General features: G+C 42.8%; 13 protein-coding genes and 1 pseudogene. 5 read left to right on the top strand and 9 right to left on the bottom strand.

Going from position 1 to position 17,485, the window contains the following annotated elements; all coding sequences use genetic code 11:
• The first annotated feature begins 256 nt into the window (after positions 1-256).
• Positions 257-3,541, top strand: coding sequence for a cell wall-binding repeat-containing protein (locus tag DESMER_RS20755; RefSeq protein ID WP_014905032.1), 3,285 nt, complete (start codon positions 257-259; stop codon positions 3,539-3,541).
• 208 nt (positions 3,542-3,749) lie between these two features.
• Here DESMER_RS20755 and DESMER_RS20765 read toward each other — a convergent pair.
• Positions 3,750-4,058, bottom strand: a pseudogene (locus DESMER_RS20765) (Uma2 family endonuclease); the annotation flags it as partial.
• Between DESMER_RS20765 and DESMER_RS20770 the strand changes: the two are divergent.
• The 4 genes from DESMER_RS20770 (at position 4,045) to DESMER_RS20785 (ending at position 7,147) form a co-directional block, all read left to right on the top strand.
• Positions 4,045-4,374 (top strand): Uma2 family endonuclease, encoded by a 330-nt coding sequence (locus DESMER_RS20770; protein ID WP_148275312.1) that lies wholly within the window; start codon positions 4,045-4,047, stop codon positions 4,372-4,374. The pseudogene DESMER_RS20765 and the gene DESMER_RS20770 overlap by 14 nt on opposite strands.
• Before the next feature lie 36 nt (positions 4,375-4,410).
• Positions 4,411-4,764, top strand: coding sequence for an EamA family transporter (locus tag DESMER_RS20775; RefSeq protein WP_242831016.1), 354 nt, complete (start codon positions 4,411-4,413; stop codon positions 4,762-4,764).
• A 9-nt stretch (positions 4,765-4,773) separates the two neighbouring features.
• The gene (locus tag DESMER_RS20780) at positions 4,774-5,868 is read left to right on the top strand and encodes a GNAT family N-acetyltransferase (RefSeq protein ID WP_014905034.1); all 1,095 of its coding nucleotides are present in this window, start codon (positions 4,774-4,776) and stop codon (positions 5,866-5,868) included.
• 454 nt (positions 5,869-6,322) lie between these two features.
• Positions 6,323-7,147, top strand: coding sequence for an XrtA system polysaccharide deacetylase (locus tag DESMER_RS20785; protein ID WP_014905035.1), 825 nt, complete (start codon positions 6,323-6,325; stop codon positions 7,145-7,147).
• 83 nt (positions 7,148-7,230) lie between these two features.
• On the opposite strand, the gene DESMER_RS20790 is transcribed toward DESMER_RS20785, so the two are convergent.
• The 8 genes from DESMER_RS20790 to dltA all read right to left on the bottom strand — a co-directional run bounded on the left by DESMER_RS20790 (position 7,231) and on the right by dltA (position 17,474).
• A complete protein-coding gene (locus tag DESMER_RS20790) occupies positions 7,231-7,542 on the bottom strand; it encodes a Uma2 family endonuclease (RefSeq protein ID WP_083856524.1) in 312 nt (103 codons plus the stop codon).
• Positions 7,543-7,794: 252 nt separating this feature from the next.
• The gene (locus DESMER_RS20795) at positions 7,795-8,499 is read right to left on the bottom strand and encodes a glycosyltransferase family 2 protein (protein ID WP_014905036.1); all 705 of its coding nucleotides are present in this window, start codon (positions 8,497-8,499) and stop codon (positions 7,795-7,797) included.
• An 18-nt stretch (positions 8,500-8,517) separates the two neighbouring features.
• On the bottom strand, positions 8,518-8,931 hold the full coding sequence (locus DESMER_RS20800) for a DUF2304 domain-containing protein (protein ID WP_014905037.1): 414 nt from the start codon (positions 8,929-8,931) through the stop codon (positions 8,518-8,520).
• A complete protein-coding gene (locus DESMER_RS20805) occupies positions 8,931-10,298 on the bottom strand; it encodes an ArnT family glycosyltransferase (RefSeq protein ID WP_427854290.1) in 1,368 nt (455 codons plus the stop codon). Before DESMER_RS20805 ends, DESMER_RS20800 begins: the two co-directional genes overlap by 1 nt.
• A gap of 17 nt (positions 10,299-10,315) precedes the next feature.
• Entirely contained in the window at positions 10,316-12,676 is a 2,361-nt protein-coding gene (locus tag DESMER_RS20810) for a cell wall-binding repeat-containing protein (RefSeq protein WP_014905039.1), read from the bottom strand.
• Positions 12,677-12,906: 230 nt separating this feature from the next.
• Positions 12,907-14,493: an IS1182 family transposase gene (locus DESMER_RS20815; RefSeq protein ID WP_014901678.1), complete on the bottom strand. Its 1,587-nt coding sequence runs from the start codon at positions 14,491-14,493 to the stop codon at positions 12,907-12,909.
• Positions 14,494-14,708: 215 nt separating this feature from the next.
• Positions 14,709-15,881, bottom strand: a complete 1,173-nt coding sequence (gene dltB / locus DESMER_RS20820; RefSeq protein ID WP_014905040.1) for a D-alanyl-lipoteichoic acid biosynthesis protein DltB — start codon at positions 15,879-15,881, stop codon at positions 14,709-14,711.
• Positions 15,882-17,474, bottom strand: a complete 1,593-nt coding sequence (gene dltA, locus DESMER_RS20825) for a D-alanine--poly(phosphoribitol) ligase subunit DltA (protein ID WP_014905041.1) — start codon at positions 17,472-17,474, stop codon at positions 15,882-15,884.
• Positions 17,475-17,485 lie beyond the last annotated feature (11 nt).

Genomic DNA, 17,485 nt, shown 5'->3' on the forward strand with positions numbered 1-17,485 from the left:
GAGGCTCTCTTAACTATTGAGGGACTGTTCCCTTTCCCCCTGTCCTTTACTAAGAGGGATACTCTCCTTTACTTACTCCCGTAAAATAAAGTTGTTTTTGCTAACGGTGTTTTCCTTGTTTAATATTCTTCCCTCTGTGTTAATGCCATAGCAGCATTTAGAATTATGTGCGGGAGAGAGGACTAATAAGCGTCTCTAAGAAAGAACTGAGATACATCAAACATAGTTTTCTTAAATTGTGAGGAGAAATTCAACTATGAGAAAGATAACAAAAATCATAGCATCTTTAGTTATTGTTGGAATGGCACTCACATTGACCCCTTTTAACTCATTCGCTAATGGACTAATTCCAACTCGTTTAGCGGGTGTAAGTGCCGAACAAACTGCTGTCGCAATTGCCGATCAAACAGGTTATACAGGCACTGCAATTCTCGCTTCTTCAACATCCTATGGTACGGTTGATGCGTTGACCGCCGGTCCACTCGCTGCTTCTCTACAAGCCCCCATCCTCTTAACCGGAGCAGGAGACATACTGGATGCTGTTACTAAAGCTGAGCTTACCAAACTCGAAGTTAAAACTATTTATGTAACCAGCGGAACTGCTGTTATTAAACAAGGCGTTATTGATGAGTTAAAAGGTATGGGCATTGAAGTCGTTGCTCTTGGCGGATTTGACCGTGCTGAAACATCCGTCAACATCGCTAAGAAAATGACTGGCGTAACTAAAGTTGCAGTTGCAAACACTGTTGTAGACGCACTTTCCATTGCTGCAGTTGCTTCTGCTGCTAATGAACCAATCCTCTTAACTGATAAAGATGCTCTTCCTGCTGGCGTAGCTGCTTACTTAGCTGCTAACGCCAGCATCACTGCCAGTGACGTTATCGGTGGAAGTGCTGTCATTAGCGATGAGGTAAAAACTGGACTTCCCGATGCTACTCGCCACGCTGGAATGACTGCCTACGACACCAACAACCAAATTATCCAGGACTTTGCCGCTGCCCTAGCATTTGACAACATCTATGTTGCAAACGGTTTAACCGGTATTGATGCTCTTGCGGGTGCTCCACTTGCAGCTCAAACCAAATCCCCTATCCTACTCACAGATGGCAGCACCGTTCCTGCCGTAGCTGCTTTCATATACAGCAAAAACTCTAGCGCTGTCGTCACTGCTCTTGGCGGTACAGCCGTTGTTCCTGAAAGTGTACGTGTTGGAGTTTCTACAGGTAATGTTTCAAAACCTGTAGAGTTAGCAATCGTATCAGTAACGGCTCTTGACGATAGTAACCGTTTCATAGAAATTTTTTTCAGTAAACCTATAACCGGACTTCAAGCTTCAGACATCGTTATCCTAAACGCTGACACCTTAGATCGTTACGGGGTCAGTAGCGTACAAATGTCTGCAAATGGTCTGACTGCAACCATTGAATTGTATGCAGGGAGTAATACTGAGGCTGTACTTAAATATGCCCAAGACTATAACTTTACTGTAAAGGCAAATGGGATCATTCTAAAAGCTATTTTCAACCGAGCATATTCCAATAAGGTTCGTGTACAGGATTTCAACGTTAGGGATAAAGAAATTACAGCTTATGACGATAAAACTGGCAAGAAGTTTACTTTAAAAATACCTGATAGCCTAAATTTTGATTATCAAGCTGCGCTGGGTGAACTTGTACAAGTTTGGTACGATGGAGATAATGAATTAACTAACTATAAAATTACGAGTTTTATTTCAAAGACTGATGCGATAAAGGTTGCCAAAGCAAATCAAATTGAACTTCTTTCTGAAAAAAAGATTTATTATGTTTCTAAGGAAAACTATTTCAATACAAATAATCAAAAATTTGATTTTTACTTAAATGGTCAAAAAGCAGACATTGCTGACCAGCTTAATAAAAAGTTTAATTTTGCTAAAATAGTCTTTGACAAATATGGAAACATTGTGTTTGTCAGTGCCTATTCTTTAAAAGACGTCTTAATAGTCGATTCTGTCGACGAAAGCGAAGTTACAGGAGTTGACGGCCCTGCTTCAGTTGGTTCATTTGATGCAACAAATGCGTCTATTATAAAAGGTGGAAAGGTTATTTCCTTAGCTGATCTCAAAAAAGGAGATTTATTATTCTTTAATGATGACGCTGATAATGGTGACGGTTACGCTGAAGTGTTGAATAACCAAGCGGTGAGTGGCGAGATCAACACAGTATATGTCGACTCCATTGAAGTGAATGGAGAAATTTACGATTTCGATTATGACGATGATGTGGCAGCTGACTTCGATTATACGCAACAAGCGGTATACCTCGATGAAGACGGCGATGTTACTGACGTAGACTCTGATGCAGCAAAAGAGCTTCAAGCTGCCGGAGAGGTTGAACTTTATACCGATTATGCCGGAAACCTTATCTTTATTGACGGAGAAGTAGACAATCTTGGCAGTTATGTGAAAATTGCGGCTCTAACTGAGGATATCCTAGGTTATACAACAGCTAGGGATAGAGTAGAGATTAAAGCTTTGACACAAAATGAGGAAAAACTTTCCTTTGATATCGATCTGGAAAGTCTTGATAAAATCACAGTAGATGGCATTAAATACGCTATCAATAACCGTGGTTCAAAAGATTGGACAGCATCTTTAATCTCTGGTAACACTGGAATTAAACTAAAAGATAATACCACTGTGAAGGCTGACGTAAATATTTTGTTTAATAACGAGGCTGACGCAGGAAGTTTAGTCAAGTTACACTTAGATGATGAGGACAATCTTCTAGAAATCGATTTCTTTAGTGGTAATGCTCATGAGATTGGCTGCGACACAATTACGGGAGCTGACAGCCTTAGGGGCGGTGACAAGTATCTAAGAGGTTACAAGTTGACACCCAGCACACTTATGTTTGATGCAACTGAAGGTCATGAAGATACCGATGCAGATGATTACATCATATCAACTTTCGGTGACTACAAAGGTTCTAAAATAATTAGCGGAAACTTCATTTACAACGCTAATCTAGAAATAATGGCTGTTTGGTACGATGCTGTCGATACTTCAGATGTCATTTATGAGGAAGCTGTGGCTACTGACATTCTTCGTAATACAAAGCAAGAAATTGTTAGTGTTACAGCATATGCAGATGGCAAACTGCAAACATTTTCAGCAGATAAGATTACAGGATTTGAAACCAGTAGCGGTCTTGCCAAAGGAGATGTAATAATACTTGGACTTGATAGAAATAACAATATGCTGATCCGAGGATTCGCTACAGCCGGTTCGGATATTATCAGTGATGGAACTGAAGAATACGCTGCACGTGTCATAACTGATTTGACAGTTGCTAGCGTTGATTTTGGCAACAAAACAGTCAAATTTTCAAATGGTGACACCTACAGGCTTGCCGACAAGGGTTTGGTACTTGATGGTGTAGACAATAACGATATCACCATTAAATCCTTATCGGATCTTCGCGGCAAGACTAATGTAACGATTGTCATGGATGAAAAATCAATTTTATTTGTTAAGTTTTTTATAATAGAGCCCGTAAATTAGCAACAGGGGGACCTTGTATGCCCCCTTTTAGGAGGCTCCCTCTTTTGCTCCATCCTTGCTTGCTCATCTCGCCCTGGCCTTTCATCTTATTCTGCAAGGCAGGAATCTCTCAGATGCCGCTATGGCTTACCTCAGCAACTAATACTAAACCGTTCACTGGATTGTTCGCAGTGAACGGCTTAGTATTATGGAAATCTCATGTCCAGTTTTAAAACTCAAAAACTGTGTTTAACGTAATAATCAGGTCGGGAAGAATCGATACTTTGACATCATTTAATTCGATATATAGTTCCGGCCTTCCATATCGCTCATTACTCTGCAATATGAATACACTTACCAGCTTCACATCCGGCTCAACAATCCAATACTCTTTAACTCCAAATTTTTCATACCTATTAAATTTCAAAAGCCTGTCCTTCTTGGCAGTTGAGGGGGAGATTATCTCTATGACTAAATCCGGCACTCCAAAATAGCCCGTCCCCTTTAACTTATCTTTATCACAAATTACAACCAGATCAAACGATGTAAGGAAGCATACCTATACTGACTACTTATTATTTCCTGGTGATGAGCGATGGGAAATTATCGATGGGGTGCCCTATATGCAATCAGCACCCTCTTGGCAGCATCAGAGCATATCCAGGGAGTTACTTAGACAGTTTGCCAATTATATGCTGGGTAAACCTTGTGAAGTATTTGCAGCACCCTTTGATTTAGGACTATCGGAGGCCGGAAAAAAAGATAAAGACATTACAGACGTTTATCAACCGGAAGCCAAATCTATATATCTTAATTTGTCATTTGACTTGCTTAAAACCTCTCAAATTGTATAATGTTTTAGAAGCCATTCTAGATTAAAGAAGTATGAGGTGGACATTTTGCTGGTTCTCCTAACCATCGTTAATTCGGTGCTCATGGTCTCCGGGCAAACCCTTTGGAAATTAGGGGCATCCGGGAAAGAGATACATAGCCTCGGTCAGCTCCTGCGCCTTTTCTTAAGTCCTTATGTGATTTCCGGACTTATGGTGTATGCAGTTGCTTCAGTTCTTTGGATTTATATTTTGAATAAAGGTGAACTTAGCTACGTCTATCCTATTCAAAGTACGGCCTTTATTTTTGCCCTTCTTATAGGAACAACAATTTTTAAGGAGCAGCTCACCGCCTCGAAAGTCATCGGGGTAATTGTAATCTGCCTGGGCGTAATTATTATCACTCGAAAGTAGGCATCAATAATGTGGAAATCCCTTAAATATCAGCCTGAGAATCTACCGGAAACTATTGAAATGACCCGTGAATATTACGGGGATTCTTGGATTTCCGATTTGCAGTTTTTAAAATGGCAATATGAAGAGAACCCCGCCGGATCAGCCATGATCCGCTTAGCCCGAGATGTGGAAAGTGGTCAGCTGGCGGGGCAATATGTAGTCATCCCCATGAATTTTAAAGCTTTTAATGAGCTGATTCAGGGAACCCTCTCTTTAAACACTCTGACCCGGCAAATCTATGGTGGGCAAGGAATCTTCACAGGTTTGGCCAAGGCGGTCTATCAGGACTGTGCAGAGGAAGGATCCCGCTTCTGTTATGGGTTCCCCAATCCTAATTCCTATCCGGGATTCTTAAAAAAGCTGGGTTTTACGGACTTGGGCCGGGTTCCTCTCTTACTCCGCCCTTTAAACACTAGAGCCTTGGTCAGAAAGAAACTGGGTCCAGTACTTGCTCAACTCGCTTGGCCCTTTGACCTCTTCTATAAGGTAAGGAATACCTCCGATGACCGTTATGTTGTTTATCCCCTCTCCGTCTCAGATCTATCTGGAATGGATGCTTTCTGGGCTAAGGTACAAAACAAGTATCCCATAATAGGAGTTCGTAATGCCAACTATCTCCGTTGGCGGTATTTTGATATTCCACTGCGTGATTATAAAGTTTATGGTGTTCGCCGGCAGAACTCTTCAGAGCTGCTGGGCTATATTGTCGGACGGTGTACTGAAGTCGCCGATATGTCTTCCGGGATGATTGTGGATTTCTTAGTGGACTCAGAACACCCCGCCGCCGGAAAATGTCTGGTCAATTCACTGCTTCGCTTCTTTGTTGATAATAATATGGACTTGGCCGGGTCACTGATGCTGGCCCACACCGAAGAATCTCGTATCCTTAAGAGCAGTGGATTCCTCACTTGCCCAAAATCCTTAGAGCCTCAGCCCTTCCCCGTGATTTACAGAAAGCTTGGAGCCACAAATGATATTAATCGTGAAGGAGAAAATGGCTCTGATCCCTTTCTCCAGCTAAATCAGTGGTTCTTAACAATGGGAGATTACGATGTCATCTAGGGGATTTCCTAAGGTTTTCATAAAATACAATCGTTGACTAGATTTCCTGTGGTCTCTTTCTGCTCTAAATTCTTATTAAATCGAAAAGGTTATGTAGTAATTGCTAATTATCGAAAAGTCTAGACTTTTCAAGGGTTTAGGGGTAGTCTTGCGTAATATATGTGGATGGCTTGTACCAAGAATCTTACGCGCGTAAGATTCTTGGTACAAGCCCCGGAGCAGCCTCACACTCTTATCGGAATTACCTAAAGTCTGAGTTGGATATTCAGAGGAAAAATCATAAGATTCTGATTGCCTAAGAGGGTAAATGAGGTTTGTTAGCAAGCCTAATAGGAATTAAGATTTTTTATGGGAAAATCTATAACATTATTTCAATTCAATCCTATATAATTGTAGATGTTAGCTAAAATGTTTTTGGCGGTAAGCATTTATGAAAGTTGAGTAGAGTTAAGCAATGAAGAATATTCTAACCATCGATCTGGAAGAGTGGTTTCATGCCAACTACCATGAAAACATCTTTGATAACCAAAACTCATACGAAGTGCGTATAGTCCAAAATACAAAACGTCTCTTATCTCTCTTTGAAGAATATAATGCTAAGGCCACTTTCTTCGTCTTGGGTTTTGTCGCCGAAAAGCACCCTCAACTGATCAGGGATATTGCTGCTTCAGGCCACGAAATTGCTTCTCATGGCTATGGGCACCAACTTATTTATGAGCAAACACCTGATGAGTTCAAAGCAGACGTCAGTAAAGCCAAAATACTGGTGGAAGACATTATCGGCAAGAGTGTCAAAGGCTACCGAGCTCCTTCGTGGTCTATTACTCCAAAATCCCTCTGGGCCTGGGAGATCCTGCAAGAATTAGGCTTTATTTATGATGCCAGTGTCTTTCCTATTGAAACTTATCTCTATGGACTCCCCTCCTCTCCCCGCTTTCCCCACCACCCAAAGCATGAGGGCAGATTACTTAGCCTGCTCGAGGTTCCTTCCTCCACAGTGCGTATTTTCAACCAGAACATTCCCTTTGCCGGAGGCTTTTACTTCCGAGTACTTCCGTACCTCGTAATCTCCCAGTGTATTAAAGCCGTCAATAGAGAAGGGCAGCCGGTGCTTGTCTATCTTCACCCTCGTGAGATCGACCCCGGGCAGCCTCGTCTTAAACTCAGTCTCAAAGAAAGCCTCATCCATTACTATGGGATTAAAAGTTGTGAACAAAAATTGATCCGCACCTTGAAGGAGTATGAGTTTACTTCGATAGAGCAATATTACGAACTTTAATGAAACAACGAAACGAGATGGTAGGGTTAAACCTGCCATCTCGTTTTTTATTGTAGTTCTTAATTCTACCTCCGTATCGCAAGTTAAAAATCAAAAACCTTGTCTAAGTCAACGACTAAAAGATCCGGTTGAAAAACATTCGTTGCATCTTTATCAGTAGATTTTTCTCCGATCTCAGGTAACCTTAGGTCAAAGGGTGCAGCAAATATCTGACATCGTTTGTTACGTAAATACTCGCCGAACTGCAATATTAACTCTCTGGATATGCTTTGATGCTGCCAAGTTGGAGCCGACTGCATTAAGGGTGTTCCATCGATAATTTCCCAGCGTTCATCCTCCGGAAATTTCAAATAGTCCGCATAAGTATATTTCTTACGTTCTTTAGATAATGTCACTTGTCCACCCCCTTAGGGATTATTATACCAAGTATTTACATTTATTTCATCATTATTTACTCTATGCTTTTTTCAAATTCGTCAGCACTGACGAATTTGAAGGGATTCATAATTGAGGTTGCTCACATTTAATTATCATCAGCCCGCCATTCTATTTATCCATATAAGAACAAAACTCATGAACCCAAAAGGCTCTTACAGTTACTTTATGCACAGTATACAGCCAAGGTTCACGAGTGTGATCAATCTCAACTACTCATCCCAAATCCTGCTCATCATCGAATTAAGTATAATCGCCAGACTCACTTTAAACATATAATACCCGCTCTTAAAGGGCGTAATTGAAGAGCTTCCTGAGAGGCGGGGATCCATTTCCACAGATATTTCCATCACCCGCAGCCCATTTTTGAGCAAAGTAACAATTGCATCCGGCTCCGGATAGTCAGTGGAATAATGGGCGGCCACAATCCTTAAAGCTTTCTTATTATAAGCCCGAAATCCCGAAGTAGGATCCGTAAAATTCTTACGCACCACGGACTGAATTGTTTTACTTAGCAGATAGATTCCCAGTCGCCGAGGCCAGGCAGATCTATAGGATGTCTTCTCAACAAATCGAGATCCAATAGTGACATCCGCTTCTTTGAGAATGACAGGATCTACTAACTTCTTGATTTCTTCTCCCCTATGCTGTCCATCGCCGTCAACCTGCAAGGCAATATCATAGTTATTCTTTAAGGCATAGAGAAAGCCGGTTTGAACCGCACCTCCGATGCCCAGGTTCACCGGCAAAGAAATCACTTTGGCCCCATGTGCGCGAGCTATCTCCGCTGTCTGATCTGTCGACCCATCATCAATGACCAGGACATCCAGCCAAGCAGACGTGGTCAGCAGATTTCGGACTACGGAACCAATATTATTTGCCTCATTTAAGGCGGGAACAATTGCTAAAATCCTCATGACTTATCCTACACGTCCTTACCGTATTGGCTTACCAATGTCCATAATCTGTTTTGTCTTAATGAGTTCTCTCTCCTGACCGCCGCAATTCTCTTCTAGTTTTTTTAGATCATCCTCGAGAAGGGCAATCCGTTGTACCAAGACTCGATTATTCGAACTCAACTTGGATATCTCCAGGGAGAAATGAACACATAACACAAATACCATAACCCCAAATATTACAAAGATGGCAGAGGGCGCATAATATATGCCCATTAAATCCGCTATATACTCAATCCCATCTTTCCAGAGGGATAAGACAATCATTCCCATTCCTGCGACAATCCAGATCAGGGAATATTCTACAGCTAAGCGCCGGCGTCGTACTTGCTCTACAATAAAGCCGGTTACCAATAGACTGGTTATTAAGACGACCAATTGGACACGTGACATTAGCCTACCCTCCTGCCTGCTCCACTATTAAGCCCAGCTAAACGGCCTATCTCTTTAATAGCTATAACTAAAACTAAAGATCCTAACAAAATCATGGCAGGCATAACCGGCAGACGATAACGAGCACCCTCAACTACAGTGATCATGCTCACTATAAAGCTATAGTAAACAACAAAGAGCAGGAGGAAGCTGTATCTTTTTAAACTGAACAAGCTAAATAAGACCCCTAGCAATCCCAAAAGGAGGTACCACTTATCCAGGAACACTCCTTTCATTTTGTAGAGTTGACCTTCTATTGGAGATATAGGTTGCCAAAAGAGGTTTTTTTCTTTCTCAAAGGTTCGCTGGATAAATAAAAACGGATGTTCAAGTACATAAGATACTGCCAATTGCTTGTATTCCTTTTCTTGTTCCGGAATGGGCAGCTTTTCGATCCGAGCTTTAACCTCAGGGTCATAGCTGGGCTGAGCATAATAAAAGTACTTATCCGTAATAGTCAAAGGATTATTCCCCAGGTACAATTCATAGGAACCGTAATTTGATACGGCAATAAACTCATGATATTTGATAAAATTGCGAATCCACCATGGGCTCATGACCGCCACAGTCATCATAACAATGATGACGAAATCCCGCAGGGCTATTTTCAGTCGCCAACCATGAGACCAAAGAATCCAAAATCCCAAGACCGGAAAAAAAAGCAGCAAAAAGGGACGAACGAGATTCGACACCCCGATTGCTGCTCCCAGGTACAAGATAGTCCTTAATTTCGGCCGCTGAATTTCTTTCCCATAGCGTGCCAACAGATACAGAAATAGTGTAATTGTAAAAATGTAAGTGGTTTCAGTAAGAACGTACATCCCCCAGAAGGCAAAGATTGGGTATCCCAGAGTCAGACCAAAGGGTATCCAAGCGTATCCTTTGCCAAACAGAAGTTCCCCGGTCTTGTAAGCGAGGATAGCACTGGCAGCACTCAAAATAGAGTGCAGAACTAGAATAACCATCTTGAAATTCATTAAACCAAATAGCCCGTAGATCACTGCCAGGAGGATGGGATAAACCGGACCCACTATATACTCTCGGGTTTGGATGGCTTGTCTAATGATGTCACCGTCATCCTTTTGAACAAAGTTCGCTGTATTCACCAGCCCTTGACCCTTGAGGAAATTCTCGGCTATGTTGGAGTAGTGCAGTCCATCCGGCGAAATGAAATATCCAACATTATAAGATCTTATATATAGCAATTGTATCGTTAGGGCGATGAGAAACAAGAGTCCAGTAACCCACCACTTTTTGCGAGCCATAAAGTTTGATCCTCGAGATTCAAACCTATCTTTTCTTTTCTTTACTCTCTCCAAAACGTCCATCCTCTGCAGATTTAGGATCATTGGGAAGTCAAAAGACTCCCCATAGTTTTTTCATTATTACTGGGAATTACCCCAGTACCGCCCAAAATATAAACTCTTTTAGTCTTGCCGTTTAAACTCTTTAAGAAGGCAGAGGTATCCGAATTTAGATCCCCTTTAGGGATAAGAAGCATTGGGCTCCCGGTCAAGGCAGCAAAAGCTCCGCCGGATAAACCATCTGGGAAGTTCTCTCCCGTGGCCACTACAAGGGAACTGGTATCCTGTCCAAAATGCTTAACAATTTGTAACATCGTATCATATTTTGTCTCCCCAGCCAAGCGCATAGGACCATAGCTTTCCAGTGGGCCGCCTTTTGCATCAAAGGCTGAAGATATGGCAAATTTTCCTCCTACGATGATCGTTTTTGTTACCCCAAAGTCTTTAAGAATTTGCTTGGTGGCAGCAGGCAATTTGCCTTGTTCCGTTAATAAGATGGGAATCCCCAAAGCTGCGGCGGGGGCAGAGGCAGAAAGAGCATCCGGGAAACTGGTGCTGGAGGCTAAGATCACCTGGGTACTTGGCCCAATCTTTTTGGCAATCTCGGCAGCTGTATCAGCCGCGGAGTCTCCGAAAATTCGTTCATAAGATAACCCTTCTTTGACCAAAGCATTGGTGACCGGCTTGGTTAGGGCTCCCTCTCCCCCGATTACATAGACCTTCGCACTGGGGGACAGTCGTTTAATTTCTTGTAAAACCCCATTATCCAACTGATAAGGAGAAGTTAACAGCAAGGGTGCTTTTAGTTTCTTGGCTAAAGGAGCCGCGGCTAAAGCATCTTGGAAACGATCTACCCGGGCGAGAAGTACAACAGGAGCAGAGCCGCTTGCCCAACCTGTTTGAGATATCTTGATGGCTGTATCTTCAGCCCGATTTCCATAAAGGCGTTCGATGCATAATTCTTCACCGGGTTGGGGGGGCGGTGTAGGTGTTGGGGTTGGGGTTGGAGTCGGCGTTGGTGTAGGGGTCGGGGTAGGCGTTGGCAAAGGGGTAGATCCCTTTATTTTTTCATAACCTATTTTTGCCCGTTCAGTAAGACTGGCATCCAGCACCAGTCCCTGCATTACTGTTGCATAATATTTAGCCGCACTTTCGTTAGAAGCTGAGGTACCTTCCAAGGCCAGTTTATCAGCTTCTGCTAAAAGTTTAGTATAAGCACTAAGAAGTCCTGCTCTTGCTTTTTCTTTAAGATTTGCGTCCAGGTCAGAACCTTGTAAGATTATTTCATAGTTTTGAGCAGCTGTCGAACAGCTGGTGCTGGCACCGGTAAGAGCTAATTTATCCGCTTCAGTTAGGAGCTTAGTTAAAGCATTAAGATGCCCGGTCTGAGCACGTTTTAATATAGCTGTATCTAGCTTGGGCCCTTGGGCAACTGTCCAATAGTATTTAGCCGCCGTGGCATAGGATGTGTCCTTTTTCTCAAGAACTAATTTGTCAGCTTCCGTTAAGAGTTTCCCATAAGCGTCAAGGATTCTATCTTCAAAGAGGTCTTTATCTGTAACGGATGGGCTCTTATAACCGGTAACATAAAACCCTAAAGCATAGTAGGAACTCCACGAAGCATAATTGTACCAATAATCACCACAGGCCGATTCTGCACCGGATCCTCCACCGGACTTCATTAACCGATCTGAATCAATCTTCAAATCTCCTAAATGAATGGAATCAGGAGTGCTCCAACGACTGGATAAGTAAGGTGGATTTACAGGGGGTAAAAGTTCTTTAGGGAATTTTGTTGCTCCGGGAGCAAAGGTAATGGCGCTGTTGTACTTTTGACCCATTAGACTAAACACGGAATCCTGATAAGCAGATTTGCCGGTTAGGGTATTAGGATTATTTCTGGTTGCCCAACTGTTGTAACCCCACACAGCAAAATACCAGTTTTCTAAGACATTGCGATCTCCATCGCCAATCTTGGGATAGGCCCGCCATTTCTGGTTGAGCATTTGACAACCGATTTCAATATTATAGTCAATGTCGTTCTTTAGTTTCTCAATCGTTGCTGTATCCTTGGGATCATAGGAGGAGACCTGCATAATCCCTATCCCAATCCCATCCCGGCCAATTAAAGGTTTATCCGTTATCGGCTGGCCGGAACTATCCAATTCATATTGCTTCCAGCCGCTTTCCATCCAAGCAACAGCTTTGAGCAGCACCGGGGGGATATTATATTTGTTAGCCATATCCTCCAGCTTTTCGCCAATCTCCTTATAATAAGCAGCCTTCTGATCGACTGCCGCCATGACCGGCCTAGCCGGGACAAGCTGCATAATAATCAACCCGATAATAAGTACTGCCATAAACTTTCTGCAGTACTGTGCACCTTTACTCACACTCAACATATTCCTACCCCTTCCTCTGTGTCTATGACAAATCTCATTTCTTATTCGACACTAAAGGAAAGGATTCCTGCCCATAATCTACGGAACAATATATAGAGGGAAAATTTGGCTGAGATCGCAGGCACTGTCTTCGCAGATGTCAATTTAACGAAGAAGGGGGCGTGTTGAAACTTTAGTTTCTCACGCCCCTTAATAAGTTTCGAATAGGGAAGGCTAAACTGGCTGACCGTCTATCCCAAGACGACAGCCAGTTTTCTCATGTTATGGGCAATACAATGTAATCCCCACTCCAGCTTGACCTTTTCCAATCCTTTAAGGATAAATCGTCGCACACCAAAATTGCCTTTGATATCTCCAAAGACACTTTCCACCTCTATAGGTCTTAAACTGCGCATTTTTAGCCCGTATTCGCTCGTCAGATTAGCCCGTGCCTCTGCTTTTAGTTCATTGCCTTTAGGGTTAATGTAGATCTGCTTCTTGAAATCCGGATTATTACTTTGTTTGATACAACGTTTGAGGTATGGACAATCTTGACAATCATCACTTTGATAGACTCGAATGGTACTTCGGTAACCCCTCTTGCTTTTCTGAGTTTTTATGTACTTGAATCTTAGAACTCTCCTAAACCCGCACGTGTATTCATCCTTCTGTTTATCATATAGCCAATTTTGAACCAGGGTCGGATCAGGTTTCCCCTTGGCTGTTGCTTCCTTATGAAAAGTATTATATTTGACATAGTTCCCAAGGTTCTCTTGAGCTAGATATTCGTAATTCTCTTCACTGCCATACCCCGCATCGGCAACGATGTTGGCCGGAAGCTTACCCCCTAGGTTTTTCTTCAACTCTTCCAGGTGTTCTTTCAGGCAACTGGTATCGCCCGCCGATTGATGGATGGAGTATCCTACGACAAATTGATTTTCTGTTCCTATTTGGACATTGTAACCTGGCTTCAGTTGCCCGTTTTTCATGGCATCCTCTTTCATACGCATGAAGGTTGCGTCTGTATCCGTTTTTGAGTAACTATTGCGCTCTGCCAGCAGTTCCTCTTGTTTTTCGTATTTCTTCATACGAGGTAAGTAATCTTTCAGCAAGACTCTTTTAACTTTAATAAATTTCTTTTCCTTTGGGTTTTGGGTTAATCGTTCGTCGATCTTTTTAACCGCTTCTTCTATAGCCTGGGAGTCAATCGGTTTTTCTTCTCCTAGTTCTTCTAGGTTCCGGTCCCCATACTCTTCATTTTCTTTCTGATTGGCCAAATCCACAAATTCAAAGAGTTCTCGGCACTTTTCCCGCAACTTTTCTTTGTAGCGCTTGGTCGATTTTCCCCAGACCCAGCTGTACTTATTAGCATTAGCTTCTATTTTTGTCCCGTCTAAGAAGTAATTTTCCAGCTTGATATAGCCTTGTTTATGTAAAAGTTCAACAACCTCACTAAAAATCTCAACCAACACATCTTTCATACGTTCGCCCCGGAAGCTGTTGATGGTTTTAAAATCCGGACTATTTCCTCCGCACAACCACATATACATGATGTTTTCGCGGGCTGCCTTTTCTATGCGGCGGCTAGAAAACGTTTTATCGGCATAGGCATAAACGATCAGTTTGGTCATCATGACGGGATGATAACTCGAACGTCCACCTCCAGGATATTTAGCTAAAAGAGGTTCTAGATTCATTTGATCGAGAGCAGAGTTTACCACTCTGACCATATGATTGGGAGGAATAAGACATTCCAAATCTATTGGTAAGCTCAGTTGATTCTGATTGTACTCTTTGAAAACAACTTGGTTATGTACTTTCTTACCCGGTTTTGACAAGGGAAAACACCTGCCTCATTCGTACTTTCCTTGTCTTAATTATACCATTTTTCTTTCAAATACGCGGAAAAACCGCCGAAATCTAATGATTTCTAGCGGTTTCTCTCGGCTGTGTTTTCACACAGCCCCTTTTCTGAAAATACCCCAAAGCATTCCTAAGAATAATAGATCCCTAAGACAGGTCGGCTTCGATCCACAGGCGTGAACTCATTGCTCTAAACCAATCGTCCCGAAAAAATCAAAAACCCAAACATTACAAAATTGAAAGTCACTACCACAGCCATCAGATCCCAGATGGGCCCTGTTCCCCAAAACTTCCTGGTTTTGTTCTTGCGGTCGAGAAGATCAAAGCCAATCATCAGCCCTGCATGATACAGCCCGTAGAGGACGTATTGGGGCTGGGTTCCGTGCCACACTCCCATGATTCCGAAAAGCAGGAAGTAGCCCACATAAGAAGCAGTATAGCGATTACTGAAGCGCTTTTTCTTGGCTGAATCCAGCACAAAGCGCATATAGATGTAATCCCTGAACCAAAATGAGAGAGATATATGCCAGCGATTCCAAAAATCTTTAATATTTTTGGAGATAAAGGGCTTATCAAAGTTCATGGGTGTTTTTATACCTAAAAGATAACTGACCCCCACAGCAAAGGCACTGTACCCCGCAAAATCAAAGAAGAGGTATAAACCATAGGCATACATGTAGTTTAAGGTTGGCAAAAAGCCAAAAGACTGGTTCAGCGGATCAAGCCAGTATTTATTAATCAGATAGGCTATTATAAATTTATACAAAAAACCTCGAAAGATCAGATCCATTCCTGTGATGGCAAGTTCACCATATTCTTGGCGAGTTAGAGGTTTATTGAGATCACCGACAAACCGTCGGTAGCGATCAATAGGGCCGGAGGCCAGGGTAGGAAAAAAGAGCAGGAAGCTAATGAAGTCAACAATATTCACCTCTTTGATGAGGCCATCCCGGATTTCTATAATGATTCCAACGGATCGAAAGGTTAAATAAGAAATTCCTATAAAACCGATGACCGTTTGCCAAAAACCCAGCTCAATAAAGCTGGGATTTAATTTGACCGCCACCAGAGGCAGAAGAGCAAGGAAAATTCCCAGATAAAAGACCTCGGCTCTGTTCTTTTCGAGAGTTCTCAAGCGATAGGACAAATAGATCCGGACAATCAGCCATTGAAAAATTAGATAAGCCACAATTTGAAAGAGTACACTCAGCGGACGCCCGATTAATAGAAGCATCCCCAAGGTGGAAAGAAAAACCCAGGTGGCTCGAGCTTTGGCTGAGACTCCCATCCCCCCCAGCAAGGCCGCCGGTACTAAGGGAATGAGTAAATAGAAAAAGAAGGTGAAGTTTTCAAAAGGAGTCATTTACAATCCTCCTAGCAGAGCACGTCGATCTGCCTTGCCGTTGGGGGTTATGGGCATCGCAGCCAGAAATTTAACACGCCGAGGGATCATATACTCGGGCAAGCGTCCGCGCAAATCTTCCTTTAAAGCAAGAATCTCTTGGAACTCATCCTCTACAGGCTTACTCACTGTCACAAAGGCCTGTAAATACTCAACCTTCCCTCGTCGTTCAATGGGTAAAACCACCGCATTATCGACTAAGGGGTTACGCCTTAGATTTTCTTCGATTTCTCCTAACTCAATCCGATAACCGTGGAGTTTAATCTGAAAATCTAAGCGGCCTTGGTAAAAGAGAAATCCATTTTTAAATAACCCGGAATCTCCGGTCCGGTAAGCATTCCAGGTTTGGCCCTTCTCTTGCCAGCTAAAAAAGGCCTTGGCAGTTTGCTCCGAATTGTTCAGGTAGCCCACACTGACATTGGGGCCGGCGATTACCAATTCCCCTGCCTCCCCTTCCGGCAATATTTCGGGTCTGGAGTGCAGGACGCTGGCCTCAGCAATAATTGCAGCGTTAAGCTGATCAGAATTACAGATTAAGACCTGAGCATCCGGTTTGACTCTGCCTACAGGAAGTGGATTAAAAGTGTTAAGGATCTCCGGGCTGATGGTTAAATTCGTTACCGCCACTGTTGCTTCCGTGGGTCCGTAAAGATTTTCCACTTTAGCTTGGGGAAAGCGCTGAGTAAGTTTTGTCGCACAATCATGGGTAAGTATCTCACCACAGAAGAGAAACCTCTTGACCATTGGCAGCAGGGCAGCATTGAAACTGGGGTCCATTAGACATACCTCGGCAAAGGAAGGTGTGGATACCCAGTAACTGGTCTTTGAAGCAGCCAGGGAGGCAAAAAGTTCCTTGGGATGAGAAATTTGATCCTTATCCACACTCCAAAGAGTTCCCCCGGTACTTAACGACATATATAAATCCATTACTGAAAGATCAAAGGAAAATGGTGCCTGATTAAGAAAAACCTCCTGCATTTCTTCCGGCTGGAACTCTGTGTTAACCCAGTTCAGAAAACTCTCCAGAGCCCCCAGGGTAATCTGTACCCCTTTCGGAACACCGGTACTGCCCGATGTAAAAATTATGTAGTAAACTTCATCAAGTTCTACTTGCCAAGAGGAGTGTGGTGCTTCCCTTTGATAACCTTTTAGAATGCTGTCTTGACCTTTCAGTGAAATCATTTCTTTGATTAAGACATTAGAGGAGGCATCCCCTTTGGGAACCATCTGAGGGGAAAGAACCACCCGGGCCCCGGATGCCTCAATAATTTGCCATAAGCGTTCTTGAGGCACAGAGGAATCCACAGGGATATAAGGATGCCCGGCTCTGATACAAGCCATAAATAAGACCGGCATTTCATTTTCTTTATGTCCATAGACCACTACGGGAGTCTGACGAGGTATCCCTTGCTTAAGACTCAGTTCATGAAGCCATACAGCCGCTGCATTAGCGCTGCTTTCTAAAGCAGCATAAGTTAAAACATTATCCCCATGACAATGGGCTGCCCGTTCCGGACATCTGATAGACCACTCTTGAATTTTTTGGCTAAGCATAAAAACACATT

Origin of the sequence: Desulfosporosinus meridiei DSM 13257, from assembly GCF_000231385.2 — a bacterium.
GTDB lineage: Bacteria > Bacillota > Desulfitobacteriia > Desulfitobacteriales > Desulfitobacteriaceae > Desulfosporosinus > Desulfosporosinus meridiei.